Raw genomic sequence first — 22,015 nt, 5'->3', positions numbered from 1 at the left:
CCGGGCCGGGGACGGGTGGGTGCACCGGTAGGTTGGCGGGGTGAAGGTCGACCATTTCGAGCAGCAGAAGCTCCTGGAGCTCGCGGCGGAGGACGTCGCGCTGACCCAGCTCGCGCACCGCAAGCGGACGCTGCCGGAGGCCGCCGCCGTCGAGGCCGCCGCGGAGGCGGAGCGGGCGCTGGCCGACGACGTCGTCCGCGCCGAGACCGAGGCGCGCGACCTCCAGCGCGAGGTGAAGCGCCTGGAGGACGACGTGGACACGGTCCGCCAGCGCGCCACCCGCGACCAGCAGCGGCTGGACGCCGGCGGGGTGGGCGCGAAGGAGGCCGCCAGCCTGCAACAGGAGCTGGAGTCGCTGGCCCGGCGCCAGTCGACCCTGGAGGACCAGGAACTCGAGCTCATGGAGCGCCTGGAGACGGCCGAGTCGACGCTGCGCACCGCCCAGGCCGGCCGTGACGAGGCCCGGGCGGCCCGGGAGCGGGCCGAGCAGCTGCGCGACGACGCGATCGCCGACATCGCCGACGGCACCAGCCGGCACGAGGCCGCCCGGGCGGCGGTCGCCGGCGCGATCTCCGCGCCGCTGCTGACCCTCTACGACCGGGTGCGCACCCAGACCGGCACCACGGGCGCGGCCATGCTCCGCGCCCGACAGTGCCAGGGCTGCCGGATAGAGCTCAACGGCCGGGAGCTGGCCGCGGTGCGCACCGCCGACCCGCACGAGGTCGTCCGGTGCGAGAACTGCGGGCGGATCCTGGTGCGCACCGCCGAGTCCGGGCTGTGACCGCGAGAGCGACGGTCGAGGGAGCATCGCAGGGAGCGCCAGCGACCGAGGAGCGGATCGAGACCGGAGCCGAGCGATGACGCGCCGGTTCGTCGTCGAGGCCGACGGCGGGTCGCGGGGCAACCCCGGGCCGGCCGGCTACGGCGCGCTGGTGCGGGACGCGCAGACCGGGCGGGTGCTGGCCGAGCGGGCCGCGTCGGTCGGGCGGGCCACCAACAACGTCGCCGAGTACGGCGGCCTGGTCGCCGGGCTGCAGGCGGTGCTCGACCTGGACGCCTCCGCGCAGGTCGAGGTGCGGATGGACTCCAAGCTCGTCGTCGAGCAGATGTCGGGCCGCTGGAAGATCAAGCACCCCGACATGCAGCAGCTGGCGCTCCAGGCCCAGCAGATCGCCCGGAAGCTCGGCGGGGTGCGCTACACCTGGGTGCCGCGCGCGCAGAACGGCGCCGCCGACGCCCTGGCCAACAGCGCGATGGACGGCCGGCCGGTGCACCGCGACGCCGCGGCCGAGCCGTCGGCCGCCGAGGACGACGTCCAGCCGGTGCGCGAGCCGGCGCCGGTGGTCACCACCGTCACCCATCTGCTGCGGCACGGGCAGACCGAGCACACGCCCGAGCGCCGGTTCAGCGGGCGCAACGAGCTGCCGCTGTCGCGCACCGGGCGGGCCGAGGCGGAGGCGGCCGGGGAGCGCGCCGCGCAGCTGGGCATCGAGGTCGTCGTCGCCTCGCCGCTGGCCCGGACGAGGGAGACCGCGGAGATCGTCGCCGCCCGGCTCGGCCTGCCGGTCGAGTTCGACGACGACCTCCGTGAGCTGGACTTCGGCGACCTGGAGGGGCTGACCTTCGACGAGGCCCGCGCCCGCCACCCGCTGGCCGTGCGCCGCTTCATGGCCGACGTGACGGTGGCCGCGCCCGGCGGGGAGTCGATCGCCGACGTGAGCACCCGCCTGGCCGGTGCCCGGCGGCGCATCCTCACGAGGCACGCAGGGAGGACCGTGCTCGTGGTCAGCCACGTCACGCCGATCAAGCTGCTGCTCGCGGCCGGGCTCGGGGTCGGCGACGACGTCGTCCACCGGGTGTTCCTGGAGGCGGCGTCGCTGTGCACCGTCGCCTGGACCTCCGAGGGGCGGGCCTCGGTCCGCCTGGTGAACGACACCGCGCACCTGCGCTGAGCGTCCGGCCGCGCTCAGCGGGCGGCCGGACGCGGCACCCGTAGCGGAAGGGAAACGCCAGCACCGGCGCCCAGGCCGAGACCGTCCCGGCGATCAGCCCGCGGCCAGGAGCACCACGGCGAGCGCCCACGTCGGGGCGCCGGGCAGCAGCCGGGCGCGGAGCAGGGCGGGCATGCGGAGCTCATCGGACCGCTCCGGCGCCGGATGACGGCGGCGCCGGCCGGTCTCCCCCCTCGGGGGTGGCGGCTCAGACGCGGGCGAAGAGGTAGATCGAGACGGCCACGCCGAAGGTCACGATGATGACGCGCAGCGGCGTGACCGGGATGCGGCCGGCGATCCGGGCACCGAGGAAGCCGCCGACCAGGCTGGCCGGCGCGGCGACGGCGACGACGGCCCACGCGACCGGCCCGAAGAGGCCGAACACCACCAGCGTCACGGTGGCGGTGACCGCCGACAGCGCCGACTTCAGCGCGTTTGCCAGCTTCAGCCGGTGCAGCCCGATGCCGAGCACGCCGACGAGGATCACCCCCAGCGCCCCACCGAAGTAGCCGCCGTAGACGGTGGCGAGGAAGAGTGCTCCGTACAGCCACGCGGGGTCTCGGCCGGGGCCGTCGGCGACCTGCTGGGCCAGGCGCCTGGTCACCAGGGGCTGGAGGGCGAGCAGCAGGCTGGCCAGCAGCACGAGCACCGGGACGACGCCGTCGAAGGCCTCCGAGGGCGTGGTGAGGAGCAGGACGCTGCCCACGAGCCCGCCGGCGACCGCCACCGCCGAGAACCGGATCAGCCGTCGGCGCTGACCGGCGTACTCGGGCCGGAACCCGGCGACGCCGCCGAGGTAGCCGGGCCACTGGGCCAGCGAGTTGGTGACGTTGGCCGCCACCGTGCCCAGGCCGAGCGCCACCAGGGTCGGGAAGAGGATCAGCGAGCCACCGCCGGCGATGGAGTTCACGACCCCGGCCACGAACGCGACGCCGGCGGCGATGAGCAGGTCGACGGCGGACACGACGGGGAACCTTACGGTGGGCACATGCGGGCAGAGACGCGAGCGCTGGGGATGGCGGCCGGGATGACCGGCGCCGGGGTGTTCCACCTGGTGCGGCCGCAGGTCTACGACTGGATGATCCCGCCGGAGCTCGGCCCGGCCCGGCCGTGGGTGATCGGCAGCGGCGTCGTCGAGCTGGCCACCGCGGCGCTGCTCGCGGTCCCCGCGACGCGGCGGGCCGGCGGCTGGGCGGCGGTCGGGCTCCTGGTCGGCGTGCTGCCGGCGCACCTGCAGACGCTGCGGGTCACCCGGCGGTCCCCGGTCGAGCTGGCGGTGGCCGCGGCGCGTATCCCCTTCCAGGTGCCCATGCTGCAGGCGGCCCTCCGGGTGGCCCGGGGCGGCTGATCCGCCGTCCGCACCGCGCGGTCGCCGTCCTCGGTCGACGCCGGGAACCGCTGCCGCACCGCGAGGACGACCGCGCGGACGCGGGCCGGGGCACACTGCGGGCATGCCTTCGCCCATGCCCGACGACTGGCAGCGCGCCCTGGTCGTCGCCGCCCACCCCGACGACATCGAGTACGGCCTCGCCGCCGCCGTCGCCGTGTGGACGGCGGCCGGCAAGGAGGTGCACTACCTCCTGGCGACCCGGGGCGAGGCGGGGATGGCCGGGGTGCCGCCGGCGGAGGCGGGGCCGCTGCGGGAGGACGAGGAACGGCGCTCGGCAGCCGTCGTGGGCGTGCGCGAGGTGGAGTTCCTCGACCACCGCGACGGGACCCTCGTGGCCGGGCCCGAGCTGCGGCGGGACCTGGCCGCGGCGATCCGGCGGCACCGCCCGGAGCTCGTCGTCACCGGCTACTTCGGGCCCACGTGGACCCCGCCCGGTGTGTCACCGGCGTACCTCAACTCCGCCGATCACCAGGCGCTCGGCCAGTCCGTGCTCGATGCCGTCGCCGACGCGGGCAACGAGTGGATCTTCCCGGACCTGGCCGAGGAGCGCTGGAGCGGCGTCCAGTACATCGCCGTCGGCGAGCTGACCGACCCGCCGCACGAGGTGGACGTCAGCGACGCGGTGGAGCTCGCCGTCGCCTCGCTGACGGAGCACCGCCGCTACCTGGAGCTGCTCTCCGACGAGCCGGTCGAGGACCAGGCCCGCCAGGTGGTGGACATGTCGACGCTCACCGAGGACGGCCGCCGCCGGGTGGGCTTCCGGCTCTACTGGGGATAGGTGGTACGGCCGCCCCCGCTGCTGACCGAATGGGTCAGAACGGCGGCGGGTCGGCATCCGGATCGGGCAGGGGCGGCGGTGGCTGCGGCCGCTCGGTGATCACCCGGTGGCCCGGTGGTCGGCTCACCCGGGTGACGCCGCTGGGGGTGATGACGGTGAGCACCCCGTCTTCGCTGACGGTGTGCCGCCAACCCGGTGCGAAGGTCTTGAGCCGGTGGTGGCGGCGGCACAGGCAGCAGAGGTTCTCGCAGGCGGTCTCCCCGCCGTCGGCGTGGGCGACGACGTGGTCGAGGTCGGCCCAGCCGGCACGCACGCTGCAGCCGGGATGCCAGCAGCTGCGGTCGCGCACGCGGAGGAACCGCTGCTGGGCGGCCGAGGGGCGGTACCGGTCGACCGGACCGGGCCTCCCCAGCAGCGGGCAGGCGCAGCGCCGGTGGGGGTGCTCGGGATCGGCGGGGTGCTCGGGGCAGCCGGTGGCGGCCAGCCGTGCCAGTTCACGGCGGCCGATGACGGCCAGCAGGGCGCCGGTGGAGCCGGTGATCGCGATGTCCAGGGTGCCGCCGGGCGGCGCGTGCACGTCCAGGGCGTCGAGCTGGGCGAGCAGCTCGCGCAGGTGGGTCGCGGTGATCGGCTCCCCGTCCACGTGGGCCACCGGTGCCGCTGCACCGGGCCGGGCGGACGCGGCCGGTCGCGGAGCGCCGGCGGTGAGGGGCGGGCCGGGGGTGAGCGCGTCGAGCGGGGCGACCACGGTCAGCTGCGCGGTCACCGCCGGCCGGTCCTGCCAGGGCTGCAGGACGAGGTCGGCGAGCGCACCCGCCCGCAGCATGCCGATCGGCCGGGGGTCCCCGGCCTCCTTGGCCGCCCGCGCGTGCTGGTCCACCGCGTCTCGACAGGCGCGTGCCTCCGGGTGCGGCAGCAGGGCGCGCAGCTCGCTCATCCCGTCCCCGACCGGCCGCACCGTCACGTCCGCCGCCTGCCGGGCCCGCTGCCGCCGTCGGTCCGCCGCGGCCGCATCGCGGGCCAGCAGGCCGGCCCGCACGGATCCGCGCAGCCGGCGTACCGACAGCTCGGCAGAGCACGGCAGCACCACCGCCTCCATCCCGGCGATCACCACCGGGTCGGTCTCCCGCCCGGTCGCGGCCACCTCCGCGGCCACCGCCCGGGCCCGGGGCCAGTCCAGCCGCCCCTGCCGCAGCTGCCCGTAGGTGGCCGGCAGCAGCGTGGTCAGCACCTGGGCGTGCTCGAGCAGCGTGACCGCCGCCGCCCGGCTGCAGTTGTGGATCATGGCCAGCTCGTCGGGCAGGAACTCGCTCACCCCGGCCGGCCCCACCTCACCGGTGGTCTCCGCACCGCGCGGCGGATCGGCGGGCGCCGGGCGCGCCGCGGCCAGGTCCATCACCAGCTCCGCGCGCAGCGCCGCCAGCTTCGCCTCGGCCACCACGATCTGCTGCAGCAGCGCGGTCGCCTCCGCCGCGCTCCGCCGGGGCGGCAGCAGCTCACCCAGCGGGTCGTCCCACCGGGCCGGCTCCGGATCGGCCGGCTCCCACGGCGCGGGCGCCTGGTCCACGGGCACCACGGTCACCCCGACCGCGAACCCGCCACCCGACGACATACCCGCAGGCTAGGCAGGGGGTACGACACTTCCGGCTGCACGCGTGACGGGGCGGAACGACCACCACGGCGCGGTGCAGCCGCCGACGCCGGAGCGCCGACCACCGCCTAGACTTCCCGGCACGACGGACGAGTCGGCTGGGCGGTCGCGTCGGCGGGGGAGACCCCGTCGCCGAGGAACGTCCGGGCTCCACAGGGCAGGGTGGTCGTTAACGGCGACCCGGGGTGACCCGCGGGACAGTGCCACAGAAAACAGACCGCCGGCGCGTGCGCTGGTAAGGGTGAAACGGTGGTGTAAGAGACCACCAGCACGCCGGGTGACCGGCGTGGCTCGGTAAACCCCACCCGGAGCTAGGTCAAGAAGGGACGGCGGTCCGCCGCCGTTCCGCGCAGGCGTTCGAGGGCGGCCCGCCCGAGCCTGCGGGTAGACCGCTGGAGCCTGCCGGCAACGGCAGGCCTAGATGGATGACCGCCCATCGGGAGGCCGCAAGGCACCCGTGGACAGAACCCGGCGTACAGGCCGACTCGTCCGTCGCCTCCCGCCGACCCGGGCCCGGTGGGTCAGCGGTCGGCGGCAGTCCGGCGGGGTCGGCGGGGCCGGTCATCCGACGGCGGACCAGCCCCCGTCGGAGGCGATGGTCTGGCCGGTGACCCAGTCGGCTTCGTCGCTGACCAGCCAGGCGACCAGCTTCGCGGTGTCCGCCGGGGTGCTCCAGCGTCCTCCGGGGTTCCGGGCGACCACGGCCGCGTGGGTGGCTTCGTCGGCGTACCCGGTGTCGTTGGGCCCGGGGTCGACGCAGTTGACCGTGATACCGCGGGGTGCCAGGTGCACCGCGAGGCTGGGCGTCAGCTCGTGCAGCGCACCCTTGGAGGCGATGTAGGGCAGCTCGGCCGGCATCGCCCCGTGGTACTGCCCCGAGGTGAACAGCACGACCCGACCACCCGGACGGCCGTCGTGCAGGGCGGCGTAGGCCTGCACGAGGAGCATGGTGGCGCGGGTGTTCACCGCGTAGCTGAGATCGATCTCGGTGGCCGTCAGCCGTTCCAGGTCCTGCATGCTGCTCCGCGCGTGGTTGGCCACCACGACGTCCAGGTGCCCGAACGCCTTCCTGGCGGCCGCGACCAGCTCCGCCGGCGCCTCGGGGTCGGCGAGGTCGGCGGACACGTGCGCCGCCCGGCCCCCGTCGGCGCGGATCTCCTCGACGAGAGCCGCCGGACCGTCCGGATCCGCGCCCCAGGGCTGTTCGGCGTCGTGGGGAGACCAGGAGTGCACCAGGACGGCGGCGCCGTCGGCGGCGAGCCGGCGGGCGACGGCAGCACCGATGGCGATGCGGCGGCCGGCGCCGGTCACGAGGACGGCGCGTCCGTGCAGCCGCCGGTCGGACGTCACCTGCTCGCCTCCGCGTGATCGATCGGCGGTCCCGTTCGCCGAGCCGCGTCCGGCAACGTCGCCATGCGCCACCGTATCCGGCCCCGATCGGTCTCATGCTGCCCCGCGCTGCCCGTCCGCGACGGCTGTGCGGTCACCCGAACGGGTGAAACGCGGCGCTGCGCGCATGGCTCGTGACTCCGCGTGCGGCGACGCGGAGGATCCGAGAAAAGGTCGGGAACGATCTCCTGGGTCACCGCCGGGCTGTTTACCGTTCCCCTCGTCCGCTGATCGGCGGGCCCGGATGGCCGCCCGCCGAACCTGCCCACGGCCAACCGGACGCGTCGACACGACGGGCAGGCGCGGGGGACCCACCGTTCAGTGGCCCTCCGGGACCTCGGGGTGAAGCCGCGCATGCGGCCGGGCAGCTCTCGCCCGAACCCGACAGCTAACTCCGCAGGCGGCGAGAGGCTCATATCTCCATGCGCACCAGCCACCGCACCGTGGGTCGACACCGTCGTCCCACCCGCAACCGCGCCATGACGGCCGTGGCCTACCCGGCCGTGGTCCTCGCGGCAGCGTCGGCCGTCACCCTGGGGGCCATCGGCCCCGCGGCGGCGCACACCGGCGAGCACACCGTCCAGTCCGGCGACACCCTCGGCAAGCTCGCGACCGCCCACGGCGTCTCGTGGCGCGACGTCTACGAGGCCAACCTCGCCACGATCGGCGCCGACCCGAACCTGCTGCGCGTCGGGCAGGTGCTCACCATCGGTGGCGCCGCACCGGCGGCACCGGCAGCGGCACCCAGCACGGCGGGTACCTACGTCGTGGTCGCCGGGGACACGCTGGCCGGGATCGCGGCTCGCCACGGCACCACCTGGCAGGACCTGCACGCCCTGAACCTCGCCGTCATCGGCCCGAACGCCAACGTGCTGCGCGTGGGTCAGGTCCTCGCCGTGAGCGGCGGGGGAGCGGTGCCCGAGCGCGCCAGCCGGTCGGACCGGGCCGCCCCGGCCCCGGCCCCGGCCCCGGCGCCCGCCCCGGCCCCGGCGCCCGCTGCGACGTCCGAGGCCTACGCCGCCTGGGACCCCCATGTCCGCCCAGCCGTCCAGGAGATCGCCCAGCAGTTCGCGATCGGCACGGTGCTCACCCGCCCCGGCCACAGCCCCACCCAGGGTCGCGCGGCGGACTTCATGGTGTACGACGACTCGGCCGCGGGCGACGCCGTCGCCCAGTACGCGATCGACAACGCGGCACGGCTCGGCGTGGACTACGTGATCTGGGAGCAGCGCATCGCCGGTGCGTGGACCGGTTGGGCGTGGCAGGCCATGGAGGACCGTGGATCGCCCACGGCCAACCACATGGACCACCCGCACGTGGCCTTCGTCGCCGGGTAACCGGCCGACGGGGCCACCGGCGGGCCCCACCACCGATGACGAGCGCCCCCTGCCCGGGTCCGGGCAGGGGGCGCTCGTCGTCGCACGGGCCGCCCAGCTGGTCGCGCGCCGGTCACCTGCGGTTGGCCCGGCGGCTGCCGCGGCGTCGCCTTCGCTGACCAGGGTCGGGACCACCTGTCCCGCTACCCCTGGAGCCCTCCTGTGCCATCCCGCGCCCGGCTGCTCAGCTGCACGTTCCCCGCGGCCGCCCTGGTCCTCGCCGCAACCGTCGCCCCGGCCGGTGCGGAGCCGGCGCCCGCGCCGGCCTTCGCCGAGCTGGCCACTTTCGAGGTGAGCGGGGAGGTCGCCGAGATCCTCGCGGTGACCCCCGACGGCCGGACGCTCCTCTACACCGACTCGGCCACCGGCGAGGTCGGGCTGGTGGACCTGACCAGGCCCGCGGCGCCCCGGGCGATCGGCAGCGTGCCGGTGGACGGGGAGCCCACGTCGGTGACCGTCACCAGGGACGGGCGCCACGCCCTCGCCGTCGTGGACACCAGCACCTCGTTCGACGCGCCGTCGGGGGAGCTGGCCGTCATCGACCTGCGCACCCACGCGGTCGTCCGGACCATCGACCTGGGCGGGCAGCCCGACTCGATCGCCCTCGCCCCCCACGGGGCGGTGGCGGCCGTGGCGATCGAGAACCAGCGCGACGAGGACGTCGAGGTCGGCGGCGTGGAGGGCGGCCTGCCGCAGGCGCCCGCCGGTTTCCTGGCCGTCGTCGACCTGAAGGGCGCGCCGGAGCGGTGGACGGTCGACCGGGTGGAGCTGACCGGGCTCGACGGGGCGCTCCACCCGGAGGACCCCGAGCCGGAGTACGTCGACATCGACCGCAGGGGCGTCGCGGCGGTGACGCTGCAGGAGAACAACGCCGTCGCCCTGGTCGACCTCCGGACCCGGACCGTCGTGGGGTCCTTCTCGGCCGGGACGGTGACGCGCGCCGATGCCGACACCTCCGACGACGGCACGATCGCGTTCGACGACCAGTTCGAGGCGCCCCGCGAGCCCGACGCGATCCAGTGGACGCCGGAGGGCAACCTGCTCACCGCCGACGAGGGCGACCTGGCCGCGGAGCCCAGCGGTGGGCGTGGCTGGACGGTCTTCTCCCCGGAGGGGGACGTCGTCGCCGCGTCCGGTGCGGCCGCCGAGCAGGCCCTCGCCGCCGCCGGCCGGTACCCCGACGGGCGCAGCGACGACAAGGGGGCGGAGTTCGAGGGCGCGGAGGTAGCCGCGCTGTACGGCACCACCTACGCCTTCATCGGTTCCGAGCGAGGAGACGCGGTGCTGGTCTACGACCTCGCCGACGAGAGTGCCCCGGAGCTGCTGCAGGTGCTGCCCACCGGCGTGGCCCCCGAGGGGCTGCTCGCCGTCACGCGTGGGCACCTGCTCCTCACCAGCAACGAGGACGACGGCACCATCTCGGTGTTCCAGCTGGCCAGGCGCTGAGCGACCGGCCAGGGGGCGCGGCGCCCCCTGGCCGCGGCACCGCCCACCGGGCTGGTCGGGTTGCCGTTCATCTTTGTGCGGTACACCTCCTGTATGCCTGCTGTTCACCTCGAGGTCGAGAAGAAGTACTCCGCGGACGACGCCTTCGAGCTCCCGCCGCTGACCGATCTCGTCCTGGACGGCGCCGTGGCCGTCGACAGCGGCGGCCCGGTGGTCGAGGGCGACCCCGTGCAGCAGCAGCTCGACGCCACCTACTTCGACACCGCCGACCTCCGGCTGGCGGCCGCCGGGCTGACGCTGCGCCGGCGGACGGGCGGGGACGACGCCGGCTGGCACCTCAAGGTCCCGGCCGGTGGGAGCGCCCGCTCCGAGGTCCGGTTGCCCCTGGGCCGTGCCTGGCGCACCGTGCCGCAGACCTTGCGGCGGATGGTCCGTGCGCACACCCGGGGAGCGGTGCTCCAGGCGGTCGCGGAGATCTCCACCGACCGGACCGTGCGCCGGCTGGTCGACGCCACGGGTCAGGTCCTCGCCGAGGTGGCCGACGACCGGGTCACGGCGCGCCGGATCCTGACGGCGGCCGACGGCGACGGTGCCGGGGAGCAGACGTCCTGGCGCGAGATCGAGGTCGAGCTGACCGGGGGCGCGGCCGAGCTGCTGGACGCGGTCGACGCGCGCCTGCGGGAGCGCGGACTGGCGTCGGCCGGCAGCTCCTCCAAGCTCGCCCACGTGCTGGCGGGCGCAGGAGGGGGCTCGGGCACGCCGGGCAAGGGCAAGGGGAAGGGGAAGGGGAAGGGGCGCAAGGGTGCGGCGGGGAAGAGCGGGAAGCGGTCCGGCAAGCTGACGGCCAAGTCATACGCCGGCGCCGTCGTGCTCGCGCACATCCGCGAGCAGGTGGAGCAGATCCGCAACCAGGACCTGCCGGTCCGGCTCGACGCCGCCGACAGCGTCCACAAGATGCGCGTCGCCACCCGCCGGCTGCGCAGCGCCCTCACCACGTTCAAGCCGCTGTTCGACGCCGAGGTCGCCCGCCCCCTGCGCGGCGAGCTCAAGTGGCTGGCCGCGGAGCTCGGCGCGGCCCGCGACGCGGAGGTGATGCGTGACCGCGTCGCCGGCACCGTGGGCGGCGACGAGGAGGCCGGCGCCCAGACCTCGGCGGACGTCGTCGAGGAGCTCGACCGGGCCTACCGCGAGGCGCACGACCGGGTGCTGGCCGAGCTCGACGGCGAGCGCTACCACCGGCTGCTGGCGAGCCTCGACGACCTGGTGGAGACGCCGCCGTTCACCGCGCGTGCCACCGAACGCGCGGGCACGGTGCTGCCGCGGCTGGTGGGCCGGAGCTACACCATCGTCCGCCGGCTGGTGGAGGACGCCGACGCCCGCCCGGCCGGGGAGGAGCGGGAGGAGCTGCTGCACGACGCGCGCAAGACCGCCAAGGCCGCCCGCTACGCCGGGGAGTCGGTGTCCCGGGCCTTCGGGGCGGACGCCACGGCGTTCGCCGAGGCCATGGAGGCGGTGCAGGAGGCGCTGGGGGAGCACCAGGACTCCGTGCTGATCCGCGAGCGGCTGCGCACGCGCGGGCTCGCCGCGACCTCCACCGAGGCGGCGTTCCTCTACGGCCGGCTCCACGGGCTGGAGGAGGTCCGGTCCGAGCAGTCCCAGCACCGCTTCGACGACGCCTGGAAGGCCGCGGGGCGCAAGTCGCTGCACCGCTGGACGCGCTGACGGAGGACCTCGCCGGTCGCCCGGTCATCGCTCCGCGCAGGCGCGTCGTCGGAGGCCAGCGCGCCGTCTCACGAGATCACCTGCACCCGAGCGGGTCGTGCAGGTTCCGACTGGCCCCGCCTGCTCCCGGCGGTCAGGCGGCGACGGCGGTGACGAAGGTGCAGATGCCCTCGCCCGAGTCGGCCCGGAGCCGCACGCCGATCGCCCACAGCAGCGCCATCTCGACCCGGTGGACCAGGCGCCGCGGGCCCGTGAACCAGGTGCTGCCGCCGGTCGTCACCGTGATGTCGGTGAACCCGGCCAGACGGACGTGCTCGGCGAGCATCCAGTCGGGGAGGATCGAGATGTGGCCGGGCTGGTGGTAGTGCCCGGGCCCGAAGATGAACGGCGCGCCCCGGAGGAACATCTTCAGCCGCGAGTGCGGATGGGTGATGTTCGGGGTGCTGACGACGATCCGGTCGCCCGGCCGGAGCAGCGAGCGGATCGACCGCAGCACCTGCCGCGGGTTCTCCACGTGCTCCAGCGTCTCGACGCACATCACCAGGTCGAACGGGCCGCGGGTCTCCTCGGTCCACTCCGGGTCGTCGAGGTCGAGGCGGTGGATCCAGTCGTGCGGCGGGTCCAGGTCGGTGGGCACGACGACGAACCCGGCGTCCCGGAGCCGGCAGGCCAGCGCGCCGCACCCGGCACCCACCTCGAGGATCCGGCCACCGTCGGGCAGAGCCTGCCGGGCGAGCTCGACCGCGTATTCGTGCACGCCCGGAGCGGCGTGCACGCCGTGCCCCTGGTACGACCCGGTGGCGGCGGTGCGGGTGGAGATGCGTTCGTCGGCGGTCACCCCGGCATTCTGGGCCACCGGCGATCGCTACGCGCGGCGGTCGGCCGGCCCGCGGCGCGCGTGCCGGCGGAGCCGGAGCGCGCGGAGGGCGACGCCGACGGCCAGGGTCGCCGCACCGGCCGCCACCGACGGCCACGGCAGGGTGGCCGCCAGCACCAGGCACCCGGCGGCCCCGGCCACCTGGAGCGCCCGCGGCCAGCGCCGGTGCTCGGCCGGCTGGGTGAAGGCCGCCAGGTTGGCGACGACGTAGTACAGCAGCACGCCGAACGACGAGAACCCGATGACCGCCCGCAGGTCGACGGTGAGCACGAGCGCGCAGACCACCGCTCCCACCGCGAGCTCCGCGCGGTGCGGCACCCGGAACCGGGGATGGACCGCGGCGAGCGGGCGCGGGAGGTCGCCGGTCCGCCCCATCGCCAGGGCCGTGCGGCCCACGCCGGCGACCAGGCCCAGCAGCGCCCCGAGCGCGGCGGCGGCGGCCCCGATCCGGACGAGGGGTGACGCCCAGTCCCAGCCCCCGGCCGCGACGGCGTCGGCGAGCGGGGTCGCCGTGCCGGCGATCCCGGTGGGCCCGAGGACGAGCAGCAGCGTGACGGCGACGACGGCGTAGAGGGCGACGGCGATGCCCAGCGCCACGGGGATGGCGCGGGGGATGGTGCGAGCCGGGTCGCGCACCTCCTCGCCCATGGTGGCGATGCGGGCGTAGCCGGCGAAGGCGAAGAAGAGCAGCCCGGCCGACTGGAGGACGCCGTACCAACCCTGCGGACCGTCGGTCCAGCCGGTGAGCCGGCCGGGATCGGCGGTCCCCGCCGAGAGGCTCGCGAGCACCGCCACAGCGAGCGCGGTGAGGACGACGGCCAGGAGCAGGCGGGTGAGGTGCGCCGTGCGGGTGATGCCCCGGTAGTTCACCGCCACGAGCGCGACGACGGCGGCGACCGCCACCGGGCGCTCCCAGGGCTGCGGGACGGCGTAGGCGGCGAAGGTCAGCGCCATGGCGGCGCAGCTGGCGGTCTTGCCCACGACGAACGCCCAGCCGGCCAGGAACCCCCACCAGGGGCCCAGCCGCTCCCGCCCGTAGAGGTAGCTGCCCCCGGACGCCGGGTACTGCGCGGCCAGCTGCGCCGACGAGGTCGCGTTGCAGTAGGCCACCGCCGCGGCCAGGGCCAGGCCGATCAGCAGCCCGGTGCCGGCGGCGCGGGCCGCGGGGGTGACGGCGGCGAAGATCCCGGCTCCGAGCATCGACCCCAGGCCGATGACGACGGCGTCGGTGGTGCCCAGCCGGCGGGCGAGCCCCGGCTCGCTGGTCATCGTGGTCCTCCTCGGCCGGCGCTGCTCGCCCGATCGGTCGTCGGGAGCACCGAACCACACCTGCCGCGGGTGCGCGGGAGCCTGGCGCGCCGGTGGTCGGGCGGTCCCGCGGCCGGCGGTGGTCGCCGTGCGAAGGTGCCCCCGTGAGCGCGCGTCCCCGGTCGTCCGCCCGGTGACCGGGCTCGTCGTCGCCGTCGCGGCGGTCGTGGGGCTGGTCGTCGGTTCGGCGGTGAACCGCGCGGCCGGCGCGTTCCCCTGGGACGGGTCCGGCTCCGGTCCGGCGGTCCGGCCGCCGCTGCTCGAGCTGGCGACGGCGGCGCTGTTCGCGCTCGTGGTGCTGCGCCTGGGCGTGGTGTGGGCGCTGCCGGCCTTCCTCGTCGTCACCGGGGTGGGGGTGCTGCTCGCCGCCGTCGACCTCCGGCACCGGCTGCTGCCGAACCGGGTGATCGCCCCGGCGGTCGTGGCCACCGCCGCCCTGCTCACGGTCGCGGCGGCCGTCGGCGGCTCGCGGGAGGAGCTGACCCGGGCGGCTCTGGGCGCCGTCGTGCTGTTCGCCGGCTACCTGGTCCTGGCGCTGATCTCCCCGGGCGGGCTGGGCATGGGCGACGTGAAGCTCGCCGGTCTCCTGGGTCTGCCGCTGGGCTGGCTCGGCTGGGACGTGCTGCTGCTCGGCGCGGTCGCCGGCTTCGTCGTCCAGGCGGCGCTGGCGCTGCTGCTGCTCGCCACCCGGCGGATCGGCCGCAAGGCGGAGCTGCCCTTCGGCCCGGCCATGCTGCTCGGCGCCGCGATCGCGGTGGGCTGGAGCGGGACGCTCCCCGGCTGATCGCCGCTCGGCCGGTCACGGTGCGTCAGCAGGAGCCCGGCAGCGTCCCCCGGCGGGCGGAACGATGTCCCCAGATCGGGTGAACGGCGCTCAAGCCCCGGTGTGTCCTGCACGACAACCCTCACAACGCCGCGAGGCCGGATCACCCCGATCCGGAACCCGACGGCCAAGAACCGAGGGAGCACCGCATGCTGATCAACGCCTACGCCACCCTGGCCAGCCTCGTCGCCGTCGCCCAGGACCGCCTCAAGAACGAGGAGAAGGGCGCGACCGCCGTCGAGTACGGCCTCATGGTCGGCCTGATCGCCGTCGTCATCATCGCGGCGGTCACGCTGCTCGGTGAGCAGCTGGATGCCCTGTTCGACAGCGTCAGCGACGAGCTGCCGGCCGCTCCCGCCGCCACCCCCTGAGCACTCGCTGCTGCGCGACCACGTAGCGGTTCCGGCGCAGCGGCCCTCGTCCCGGGGGCCGCTGCGCCGCTGCACGAGAGAGGCGGTGGATCGGATGCGGGGACGACTGCGCGGCGAGCGCGGCGCCAGTGCGGTGGAGTTCGCCTTCATCGTGCCGCTGCTGCTCACGCTGGTGCTCGGCATCGCCGAGTTCGGCCACGCCTTCCAGGTGCAGGGCACGCTCTCGGCCGCGGCCCGCGAAGGGGTGCGGGCGATGGCGCTGCGCAACGACCCGGCCGAGGCCCGGGACGTCGTCCGGACCGCCGCGGCCTCGCTGGACCCGGCGATCACCGACGACCAGATCCACATCGCGATCGTCGGGGGCGCGGCCGGGACCTGCCCCCTCACCGGCGCCGGCGACACCGCCGTCCGCCTCACCATCACCTACCCGATGCCCTTCCTCACCGACTTCTTCGGCGCGGGGATCGAACTCACCGGAACGGGGGTCATGCGATGCAACGGCTGATCTCCCGCGTCCGGCGCCGGCTGGCCGGCGAGCGCGGCGCCAGCGCCGTCGTGCTCTCGCTCCTGCTGGTCCCGCTCCTCGGCTTCACGGCCATCGCCGTCGACATCGGCGCCCTCTACGCCGAGCGCGCCCGGCTGCAGGTCGCCGCGGACGCCGCCGCCATCGCGGTCGCGCAGGACTGCTCCCGCGGCAACTGCGGGGACATGCTGGCGACCGCCCAGGCGCTGATCACGGCCAACGACCCCGAGGGCACGGCCGGCCAGCCGGTCCTCAGCAGCGACCCGCTGAGCGTCACCGTCACCGGCGGCGTCGCCAAGGAGCACTGGTTCGCGCCGGTCATCGGGCACGACTCCACCCTGGTCTCCGCCACCGCCACCGTCGGCTGGGGCGGCCCGAGCCAGGGCACCGCGGTGCTGCCGCTGACCTTCTCCTGGTGCTCGTTCAAGGCGCAGACCGGCGGCGGCCTGCCGTCGACGGAGACGCTGCAGACGATCATGTTCAGCAAGTCCGACGACGTGGGCGGCTGCACCGGGCCCTCGGGGAACTTCGTGCCCGGTGGATTCGGCTGGGTCGTGCCCGACGAGGGCAGGTGCCACGCCACCTCCAAGATCGGCCAGCGGCTCCTCTCCGACACGGGCGTCTCCCTGCCGGCCGGCTGCACCGAGGCCGACCTCACCGGGTGGCTCGGCCGGACGGTCCTGCTGCCGCTGTTCGACGAGTACGGGGCCGGCGGGAGCCACGGCTGGTACCGGGTCTACGGCTACGCCGCCTTCACGCTGACCGGCTACGCGGTGAACGGCTCGATCAAGAGCGGCCACAAGGTGTGCGGGCCGGGCACGAACTCCAGCGACCGGTGCGTCACCGGCTACTACACCCGGTTCGTCGAGCTCTCCGACGCCTGGAACTACAGCCCGGACGCCCCGCAGCTCGGGGCCTCGATCCTCCGACTGATCCGATAGGGGCGCCCACTCGTGAGACGTCGACTCCTGGCCGCTGCGGCGGCCCTCCTGCTCGTCGCGGCCGGCACCGTGGTCCTCCTGGCCTACGTGCGCGGCGCGGAGAGCCGTGCCTTCGCGGGCGTGCAGACCGTCGAGGTGCTGGTGGCCGATGCCGTCATCCCCGCCGGCACTCCCGGCAGCGCGCTGGCCGAGCTGGTGAGCACCGAGGTGCTCCCCGCCAAGGCGGCGCTGCCGGGCCGGGTCACCGACCTCGCCGCACTGGCCGACCGCGTCACCACGGTCGACCTGGAGCCCGGGGAGCAGCTGCTCGGCAGCCGGTTCGTGCGCCCCGACGAGCTGCAGGCCCCCGGCACGGTGCCGGTGCCCGAGGGCATGCAGGAGGTCAGCGTCGTCCTCGAGCCCCAGCGGGCCGTGGGCGGCCGGCTGGCCGCCGGTGACACGGTGGGCATCTTCGTCTCCCTGGACGGCGACACCGGTGCGAACACCCACGCCGTCCTGCACGAGGTCCTGGTCACCCAGGTCCAGGGCGCCCCCGCCCCGCCCGCCGCCCCTGCCGACGGGACCGTGGCGGCCACCTCCACGCCCGTCCCCTCGGGCAGCCTCATGGTCACCTTCGGGGTGACGGCCGCGCAGGCCGAGGCCGTGGTCTTCGCGGCGGAGCACGCCCGCATCTGGCTCTCGCTGGAGCCGCAGGACCCCGACGTCTCCCGCACCCAGGTGCTCACGCCGGACACCATCTACGGAAAGGCCTACTCATGAGCCGCGTCGTCCTGGCCGGAGCGGGGGAGGACCTGATCCTGCGGGTCAAGCAGGCCACCGACGGCGACGTGCACGTGCTGCCGCCGGGCCGGCTGCCCAGCGACCCGGCCCGCCTGTTCGAGCAGCTGGTCGACGACGAGCTGCCCGACGTGCTGCTCGTGGGCCCGTACGCGCCGGCCCCGGAGGTGCTGACCCTCGCCGGCCGGCTGGACGTGCAGTCCCCGGGGATCACCGTCGTCCTGATGGCCGAACCGTCCCCGGAGATGCTGCAGGCGGCGATGCGGGCCGGCATCCGCGACCTGCTGCCGCCCGACGCCGACGTGGCGGAGATCGCCGCCGCCGTCGAGCGGGCCGGGCACGCCGCCGCGGGCCGGCGCCGGGTGCTGAGGCCGGCCAGCGAGACCGACCGCTACGCCGGCCGGGTCATCACCATCGCCTCCCCGAAGGGCGGGGTCGGCAAGACCACCGTCTCGACCAACCTGGCGATCGGGCTCACCGCCGCGGCCCCCCAGTCCACGGTGCTCGTCGACCTGGACGTGCAGTTCGGCGACGTCGCCTCGGCGCTCGGCCTCACGCCGGAGTACACGCTGCCCGACGCCGTCCACGGCCCGGCCAGCGAGGACACCATGGTCCTCAAGACGTTCCTGACCCAGCACCCCAGCGGGCTGTACGCCGTCTGCGGGTCCGAGTCGCCGGCCGCCGGCGACACCATCACCGGTGAGGACGTCAGCCGGCTGCTGGCCTCCCTGGCCCGCGAGTTCCGCTACGTCGTCGTCGACACCGCCCCCGGGCTGTCGGAGCAGGCGCTGGCGGCGCTCGACCGGGCCAGCGACGTCGTGATGCTCACGAGCATGGACGTGCCCGGGGTCCGCGGGCTGCGCAAGGAGCTCGACGTGCTCCGCGAGCTGTGCATGATCCCGGCCGGCCGGCACGTGGTCATGAACTTCGCCGACCCCAAGGGCGGCCTGACCGTCCGCGACGTCGAGACCGCCATCGGCACCGGCGTGGACGTCGTCCTGCCGCGCTCGAAGGCGGTACCGGCCACCACGAACCAGGGCGTCCCCATCCTGCAGAGCGGGAGCCGCCGCGAGCCGATGGTGCAGGAGCTGCGCCGGCTGGTGTCCCGCTTCTCCGCCACCCCGCTCACGAAGGCCAGCCGCTACCGGGCCAAGCACCGGGCGGAGGCGTGAACCTCGCCCAGCGGCTCCAGGCCGCACGCGGCGGGCCGGCGGGGGCCACCCCGGCCCCGCCCGCTCCCGCGCCCGCCGTCGACCGGCCCGCCACCGCGGTGCCGGCCCCCGTCGCGCGACCGGTCGTGGCCCCCCGCGCCGCCGTGGCTCCCCGCGCGGCCGTGGCTCCCCGCGCGGCCGTGTCGCCGTCCCCGGCGCCGCCGACCGACGCCCTGGCGCGGCTCAAGGACCGCGTCGGCAAGGCACTGTTCGAGCGCATGGGCAGCCGGATGAACGACCCGTCCATGGCCGAGGACGCGCTGCGCGCCGTCGTCCTCAAGGAGCTCGACGAGGTCGTCGAGGAGGAGAACGTCCCGCTCAGCGCCGAGGAGCGGCAGCGGCTCACCGCCGAACTGGCCGACGACGTGCTCGGCTACGGCCCCCTGCAGCGGCTGCTCGACGACGACGCGGTCAGCGAGATCATGGTGAACGGACCGGACTCGATCTACGTCGAGCGCAGCGGCAAGCTGCAGCGCACCGCGACCCGGTTCACCTCCGAGGAGCACCTGCGCCGGGTGATCGACCGCATCGTCTCCCGCGTGGGACGCCGGATCGACGAGTCCTCGCCGCTGGTGGACGCGCGGCTGGCCGACGGGTCGCGCGTCAACGCGGTCATCCCGCCGCTGGCCTTCAGCGGCTCCACGCTCACCATCCGGAAGTTCGCCAAGGACCCGTTCCGGGTCGACGACCTGATCGGTTTCGGCACGCTGTCGCCGGAGATGGCCGAGCTGCTGCAGGCCTGCGTCGACGCCCGGCTGAACATCATCGTCTCCGGCGGTACCGGCACCGGTAAGACGACGCTGCTCAACGTGCTGTCCTCCTTCATCCCGGACGGCGAGCGGATCGTCACCATCGAGGACGCCGTCGAGCTGCAGCTGCAGCAGGAGCACGTGGTGCGGCTGGAGTCCCGGCCCCCGAACATCGAGGGCAAGGGCGCCATCACCATCCGCGACCTGGTGCGCAACTCGCTCCGCATGCGCCCCGACCGCATCGTCGTGGGGGAGTGCCGTGGTGGGGAGTCGCTGGACATGCTCCAGGCGATGAACACCGGCCACGACGGGTCGCTGTCCACCGTGCACGCCAACTCCCCGCGCGACGCCGTCGCCCGCCTGGAGACCCTGGTGCTCATGGCCGGCATGGACCTGCCGCTGCGGGCCATCCGCGAGCAGATCGCCTCCGCCGTCGACGTCGTCGTGCAGCTCACCCGGCTGCGCGACGGCACCCGCCGGGTCACGCACGTCACCGAGGTGCAGGGCATGGAGGGGGAGACGGTGACCCTCCAGGACGCGTTCCTCTTCGACTACTCCGCCGGCGTCGACGCCTCCGGCCGCTTCCTCGGCAAGCCGGTGCCCACCGGGGTGCGCCCGCGGTTCACCGACCGGTTCGACGAGTTGGGCATCAGCCTCTCGCCGCGGGTGTTCGGGGCCGCCGAGCCGGCCGGCGCGCCGAGGTGGGAACGATGACCCCGGTCCTCCTCGTCGTCGGCGTCGGGGCGATCGCCGCGGCCCTGCTGGTCCTCGCCCTCGCCGTCCTCCCGGCCGGGCCGCCGCGGGTCGCGCTCTCCCGGCTGGACCCCTCCGTGGCGCCGCCGTCCTCCGCGCTGGCCGGTGCCGGGGCGGCCGCGGGGGCCGCGGTGGAGAAGGTGCTGCTCAAGCGGGGCCGGCTGGCCGCCGGCGCCGCCGCCCTGGAACGGGCCGGCATGTCGACGACGCTGCCGAACTTCGTCCTCGCCGTCGGGCTGACCACGGTGGTCGCCGCGCTCACCGGCGCGCTCGTCGGTGGTCCGCTGCTCGCGGTGCCGGCGCTCGTGGGGGTCCCGCTCGGCGCCAAGCTGCTGCTGGGCTTCCGCGCGGGGCGCCGGCAGGCCGCGTTCGCCGACCAGCTCGACGACTCGCTGCAGCTGATGGCAAGCAGCCTCCGCGCCGGGCACAGCCTGCTGCGGGCGGTCGACTCGGTGTCCCGCGAGGCCGAGGCGCCGACCTCCGAGGAGTTCGCGCGGATCATCAACGAGACCCGCGTCGGCCGCGACCTCAGCGACGCCCTCGACGAGGTGGCCGCGCGGATGGGCAGCGACGACTTCACCTGGGTCGCCCAGGCCATCGCCATCCACCGCGAGGTCGGGGGCAACCTCGCCGAGGTGCTCGACGCCGTCGGCAACACGATCCGCGAGCGCAACGCCATCCGCCGGCAGGTCAAGGCGCTCTCCGCCGAGGGCAAGCTCTCCGCCGTCGTGCTGATGGCGCTGCCCTTCGGCGTCACGGGGTTCATCTCGGTGAGCAACCCCGGCTACCTCGCGAAGTTCACCGAGAGCCTCGTCGGCTACGGGATGCTCGGTGCGGCGGCCGTGATGCTGGTGGCCGGGGGCCTGTGGCTCAAGAAGACCGTGGCGATCAGGTTCTGATGAGCACCGTGCCCCTCTCCGTCCTGCTGGCCGCGGTCGCGGTCTGCGCCGCCGTCCCGGTGCTCGGCTGGTCGCTGCTCGCCCGACCCTCCGCCGCGGCGGTCCAGGCGCGCGACAACCTGGTGCGCGGGCTCACGCCGACCGACGGGGCCGCCGCGGCGGTGAGCTCCGGACCGGGCCTGCTCACCCGCATGGCCCGCGGCCTGACCCCCCGGGGCACGGTCGCCCGGCTCAACCGCCTCGCCGGCACCGCCGGCCGTCCGGCGGAGTGGCCGGTGCCCAGGCTGGTGGCGGCCAAGCTCGTGCTGGGAACGGTCGCCGGGGTGCTCGGGCTGCTCCTGGCCACGTCCCGGCCCGGCGTGCTCACCGTGCTGGTCGCGGTGGTGGCGACCGTCGTCGCCTACTTCCTCCCGGAGCTGCTGCTCCACAGCCGCGGGCAGGAGCGGCAGGAGGCCATCGCCCTCGAGCTCGCCGACACCCTGGACCAGATGACCATCGCGGTGGAGGCCGGGCTCGGCTTCGAGTCGGCCATGGCGCGGGCCGGGAGCAACGGCAAGGGCCCGCTCGCCGAGGAGCTCGTGCGCACGCTGCAGGACATCGCCGTCGGCCAGCCGCGCCGCGACGCCTACCTGGCGCTCGCCGAGCGGACCGGCGTCACCGACCTCCGCCGCTTCATCCGGGCGGTCGTGCAGGCGGACCAGTACGGCGTCTCGATCGCCGACGTGCTGCGCACCCAGGCACAGGAGATGCGGCTCAAGCGCCGTCAGCGGGCGGAGGAGAAGGCCATGCAGATCCCCGTCAAGGTGATCTTCCCGCTGATCCTCTGCATCCTGCCGACGCTGTTCATCGTCCTGCTCGGTCCTGCGGTCATGGACATCGCCGAGGCCTTCAGCGGCTGAGCACATCGGCGTCCCAGGCGCGGCCGACCTCCTCCCGCGCACCCCAGGCATAGGAGGCTTTGCCTACGGATTGACCTGCTGATCCGTAGGCAAAGCTTCCTATGCCTGCACCGGCCGGCCCGAGTTCCGTCAGCCGGTCAG

21 protein-coding genes, 1 other RNA gene and 1 riboswitch are annotated in these 22,015 nt (G+C 75.2%); of the genes, 17 read left to right on the top strand and 5 right to left on the bottom strand.

Annotated features, from left to right (window positions below):
* Nucleotides 1–40: 40 nt before the first annotated feature.
* Both O2W17_RS01590 and O2W17_RS01585 read left to right on the top strand, forming a co-directional pair.
* The gene (locus tag O2W17_RS01590; protein WP_269190641.1) at nt 41–781 is read left to right on the top strand and encodes a zinc ribbon domain-containing protein; all 741 of its coding nucleotides are present in this window, start codon (nt 41–43) and stop codon (nt 779–781) included.
* A 76-nt stretch (nt 782–857) separates the two neighbouring features.
* Entirely contained in the window at nt 858–1,952 is a 1,095-nt protein-coding gene (locus O2W17_RS01585; RefSeq protein WP_269190640.1) for a bifunctional RNase H/acid phosphatase, read from the top strand.
* A gap of 247 nt (nt 1,953–2,199) precedes the next feature.
* Here the strand turns inward: O2W17_RS01585 and O2W17_RS01580 are convergent, their stop codons facing one another.
* Nucleotides 2,200–2,955: a sulfite exporter TauE/SafE family protein gene (locus O2W17_RS01580; RefSeq protein ID WP_269190639.1), complete on the bottom strand. Its 756-nt coding sequence runs from the start codon at nt 2,953–2,955 to the stop codon at nt 2,200–2,202.
* 24 nt (nt 2,956–2,979) lie between these two features.
* On the opposite strand from O2W17_RS01580, the gene O2W17_RS01575 reads away from it, so the two are divergent.
* Together O2W17_RS01575 and O2W17_RS01570 are read left to right on the top strand one after the other, a co-directional pair.
* Nucleotides 2,980–3,339, top strand: coding sequence for a DoxX family protein (locus O2W17_RS01575; protein ID WP_269190638.1), 360 nt, complete (start codon nt 2,980–2,982; stop codon nt 3,337–3,339).
* A 103-nt stretch (nt 3,340–3,442) separates the two neighbouring features.
* Complete coding sequence (locus O2W17_RS01570) at nt 3,443–4,159, top strand: PIG-L deacetylase family protein (RefSeq protein WP_269190637.1); 717 nt, start codon at nt 3,443–3,445, stop codon at nt 4,157–4,159.
* A gap of 34 nt (nt 4,160–4,193) precedes the next feature.
* Here O2W17_RS01570 and O2W17_RS01565 read toward each other — a convergent pair whose 3' ends face one another.
* Nucleotides 4,194–5,771 carry an HNH endonuclease signature motif containing protein gene (locus O2W17_RS01565; protein WP_269190636.1) on the bottom strand — a complete coding sequence of 526 codons (1,578 nt, stop codon included), beginning with the start codon at nt 5,769–5,771 and terminating at the stop codon, nt 4,194–4,196.
* A 129-nt stretch (nt 5,772–5,900) separates the two neighbouring features.
* Here O2W17_RS01565 and rnpB point away from each other — a divergent pair.
* Nucleotides 5,901–6,302, top strand: an RNA gene (rnpB, locus tag O2W17_RS01560) — RNase P RNA component class A.
* 69 nt (nt 6,303–6,371) lie between these two features.
* Here the strand turns inward: rnpB and O2W17_RS01555 are convergent.
* Complete coding sequence (locus O2W17_RS01555) at nt 6,372–7,160, bottom strand: SDR family oxidoreductase (RefSeq protein ID WP_269190635.1); 789 nt, start codon at nt 7,158–7,160, stop codon at nt 6,372–6,374.
* 311 nt (nt 7,161–7,471) lie between these two features.
* Nucleotides 7,472–7,617, top strand: a riboswitch (cyclic di-AMP (ydaO/yuaA leader).
* Between the two features lie 4 nt (nt 7,618–7,621).
* On the opposite strand from O2W17_RS01555, the gene O2W17_RS01550 reads away from it, so the two are divergent.
* The 3 genes from O2W17_RS01550 (at nt 7,622) to O2W17_RS01540 (ending at nt 11,743) form a co-directional block, all read left to right on the top strand.
* Nucleotides 7,622–8,536, top strand: coding sequence for a LysM peptidoglycan-binding domain-containing protein (locus O2W17_RS01550; protein WP_269190634.1), 915 nt, complete (start codon nt 7,622–7,624; stop codon nt 8,534–8,536).
* 201 nt (nt 8,537–8,737) lie between these two features.
* A complete protein-coding gene (locus tag O2W17_RS01545; RefSeq protein ID WP_269190633.1) occupies nt 8,738–10,021 on the top strand; it encodes a hypothetical protein in 1,284 nt (427 codons plus the stop codon).
* A gap of 93 nt (nt 10,022–10,114) precedes the next feature.
* On the top strand, nt 10,115–11,743 hold the full coding sequence (locus O2W17_RS01540; RefSeq protein WP_269190632.1) for a CYTH and CHAD domain-containing protein: 1,629 nt from the start codon (nt 10,115–10,117) through the stop codon (nt 11,741–11,743).
* A 133-nt stretch (nt 11,744–11,876) separates the two neighbouring features.
* Here O2W17_RS01540 and O2W17_RS01535 read toward each other — a convergent pair whose 3' ends face one another.
* Together O2W17_RS01535 and O2W17_RS01530 are read right to left on the bottom strand one after the other, a co-directional pair.
* The gene (locus O2W17_RS01535) at nt 11,877–12,581 is read right to left on the bottom strand and encodes a class I SAM-dependent methyltransferase (protein ID WP_269190631.1); all 705 of its coding nucleotides are present in this window, start codon (nt 12,579–12,581) and stop codon (nt 11,877–11,879) included.
* Nucleotides 12,582–12,608: 27 nt separating this feature from the next.
* The gene (locus O2W17_RS01530; protein WP_269190630.1) at nt 12,609–13,889 is read right to left on the bottom strand and encodes an APC family permease; all 1,281 of its coding nucleotides are present in this window, start codon (nt 13,887–13,889) and stop codon (nt 12,609–12,611) included.
* A gap of 172 nt (nt 13,890–14,061) precedes the next feature.
* On the opposite strand from O2W17_RS01530, the gene O2W17_RS01525 reads away from it, so the two are divergent.
* The 9 genes from O2W17_RS01525 to O2W17_RS01485 all read left to right on the top strand — a co-directional run bounded on the left by O2W17_RS01525 (nt 14,062) and on the right by O2W17_RS01485 (nt 21,874).
* Nucleotides 14,062–14,712: a prepilin peptidase gene (locus tag O2W17_RS01525; RefSeq protein ID WP_269190629.1), complete on the top strand. Its 651-nt coding sequence runs from the start codon at nt 14,062–14,064 to the stop codon at nt 14,710–14,712.
* A gap of 188 nt (nt 14,713–14,900) precedes the next feature.
* Entirely contained in the window at nt 14,901–15,122 is a 222-nt protein-coding gene (locus tag O2W17_RS01520; protein WP_269190628.1) for a Flp family type IVb pilin, read from the top strand.
* A 94-nt stretch (nt 15,123–15,216) separates the two neighbouring features.
* Nucleotides 15,217–15,627, top strand: coding sequence for a TadE/TadG family type IV pilus assembly protein (locus tag O2W17_RS01515; RefSeq protein ID WP_269190627.1), 411 nt, complete (start codon nt 15,217–15,219; stop codon nt 15,625–15,627).
* On the top strand, nt 15,615–16,586 hold the full coding sequence (locus O2W17_RS01510) for a pilus assembly protein TadG-related protein (RefSeq protein ID WP_269190626.1): 972 nt from the start codon (nt 15,615–15,617) through the stop codon (nt 16,584–16,586). The genes O2W17_RS01515 and O2W17_RS01510 overlap by 13 nt, the downstream gene beginning before the upstream one ends.
* A gap of 12 nt (nt 16,587–16,598) precedes the next feature.
* Complete coding sequence (gene cpaB, locus O2W17_RS01505; protein ID WP_269190625.1) at nt 16,599–17,345, top strand: Flp pilus assembly protein CpaB; 747 nt, start codon at nt 16,599–16,601, stop codon at nt 17,343–17,345.
* Nucleotides 17,342–18,535, top strand: coding sequence for an AAA family ATPase (locus tag O2W17_RS01500; RefSeq protein ID WP_269190624.1), 1,194 nt, complete (start codon nt 17,342–17,344; stop codon nt 18,533–18,535). The genes cpaB and O2W17_RS01500 overlap by 4 nt, the downstream gene beginning before the upstream one ends.
* Nucleotides 18,532–20,037, top strand: a complete 1,506-nt coding sequence (locus O2W17_RS01495; RefSeq protein WP_269190623.1) for a CpaF family protein — start codon at nt 18,532–18,534, stop codon at nt 20,035–20,037. The genes O2W17_RS01500 and O2W17_RS01495 overlap by 4 nt, the downstream gene beginning before the upstream one ends.
* Nucleotides 20,034–20,975 (top strand): type II secretion system F family protein, encoded by a 942-nt coding sequence (locus O2W17_RS01490; protein WP_269190622.1) that lies wholly within the window; start codon nt 20,034–20,036, stop codon nt 20,973–20,975. Before O2W17_RS01495 ends, O2W17_RS01490 begins: the two co-directional genes overlap by 4 nt.
* On the top strand, nt 20,975–21,874 hold the full coding sequence (locus tag O2W17_RS01485; protein ID WP_269190621.1) for a type II secretion system F family protein: 900 nt from the start codon (nt 20,975–20,977) through the stop codon (nt 21,872–21,874). Before O2W17_RS01490 ends, O2W17_RS01485 begins: the two co-directional genes overlap by 1 nt.
* Nucleotides 21,875–22,015: the final 141 nt, after the last annotated feature.

Source organism: Blastococcus sp. VKM Ac-2987 (assembly GCF_026967805.1).
Lineage (GTDB): Bacteria > Actinomycetota > Actinomycetes > Mycobacteriales > Geodermatophilaceae > Blastococcus.
The sequence above is the reverse complement of the archived record's forward strand: the minus strand, read 5'-3'. Positions and strand labels throughout refer to the sequence as shown.

What these genes read in the sequence shown, in the direction of transcription:
- O2W17_RS01570 (WP_269190637.1), top strand. Translation starts at nt 3,443, where the DNA reads ATGCCTTCGCCCATGCCCGACGACTGGCAGCGCGCCCTGGTCGTCGCC.
- O2W17_RS01550 (WP_269190634.1), top strand. Translation starts at nt 7,622, where the DNA reads ATGCGCACCAGCCACCGCACCGTGGGTCGACACCGTCGTCCCACCCGC.
- O2W17_RS01490 (WP_269190622.1), top strand. Translation starts at nt 20,034, where the DNA reads ATGACCCCGGTCCTCCTCGTCGTCGGCGTCGGGGCGATCGCCGCGGCC.
- O2W17_RS01515 (WP_269190627.1), top strand. Translation starts at nt 15,217, where the DNA reads ATGCGGGGACGACTGCGCGGCGAGCGCGGCGCCAGTGCGGTGGAGTTC.
- O2W17_RS01510 (WP_269190626.1), top strand. Translation starts at nt 15,615, where the DNA reads ATGCAACGGCTGATCTCCCGCGTCCGGCGCCGGCTGGCCGGCGAGCGC.
- O2W17_RS01565 (WP_269190636.1), bottom strand. Translation starts at nt 5,771, where the DNA reads ATGTCGTCGGGTGGCGGGTTCGCGGTCGGGGTGACCGTGGTGCCCGTG.
- O2W17_RS01540 (WP_269190632.1), top strand. Translation starts at nt 10,115, where the DNA reads ATGCCTGCTGTTCACCTCGAGGTCGAGAAGAAGTACTCCGCGGACGAC.
- O2W17_RS01530 (WP_269190630.1), bottom strand. Translation starts at nt 13,889, where the DNA reads ATGACCAGCGAGCCGGGGCTCGCCCGCCGGCTGGGCACCACCGACGCC.
- O2W17_RS01500 (WP_269190624.1), top strand. Translation starts at nt 17,342, where the DNA reads ATGAGCCGCGTCGTCCTGGCCGGAGCGGGGGAGGACCTGATCCTGCGG.
- O2W17_RS01485 (WP_269190621.1), top strand. Translation starts at nt 20,975, where the DNA reads ATGAGCACCGTGCCCCTCTCCGTCCTGCTGGCCGCGGTCGCGGTCTGC.
- O2W17_RS01575 (WP_269190638.1), top strand. Translation starts at nt 2,980, where the DNA reads ATGCGGGCAGAGACGCGAGCGCTGGGGATGGCGGCCGGGATGACCGGC.
- O2W17_RS01520 (WP_269190628.1), top strand. Translation starts at nt 14,901, where the DNA reads ATGCTGATCAACGCCTACGCCACCCTGGCCAGCCTCGTCGCCGTCGCC.
- O2W17_RS01585 (WP_269190640.1), top strand. Translation starts at nt 858, where the DNA reads ATGACGCGCCGGTTCGTCGTCGAGGCCGACGGCGGGTCGCGGGGCAAC.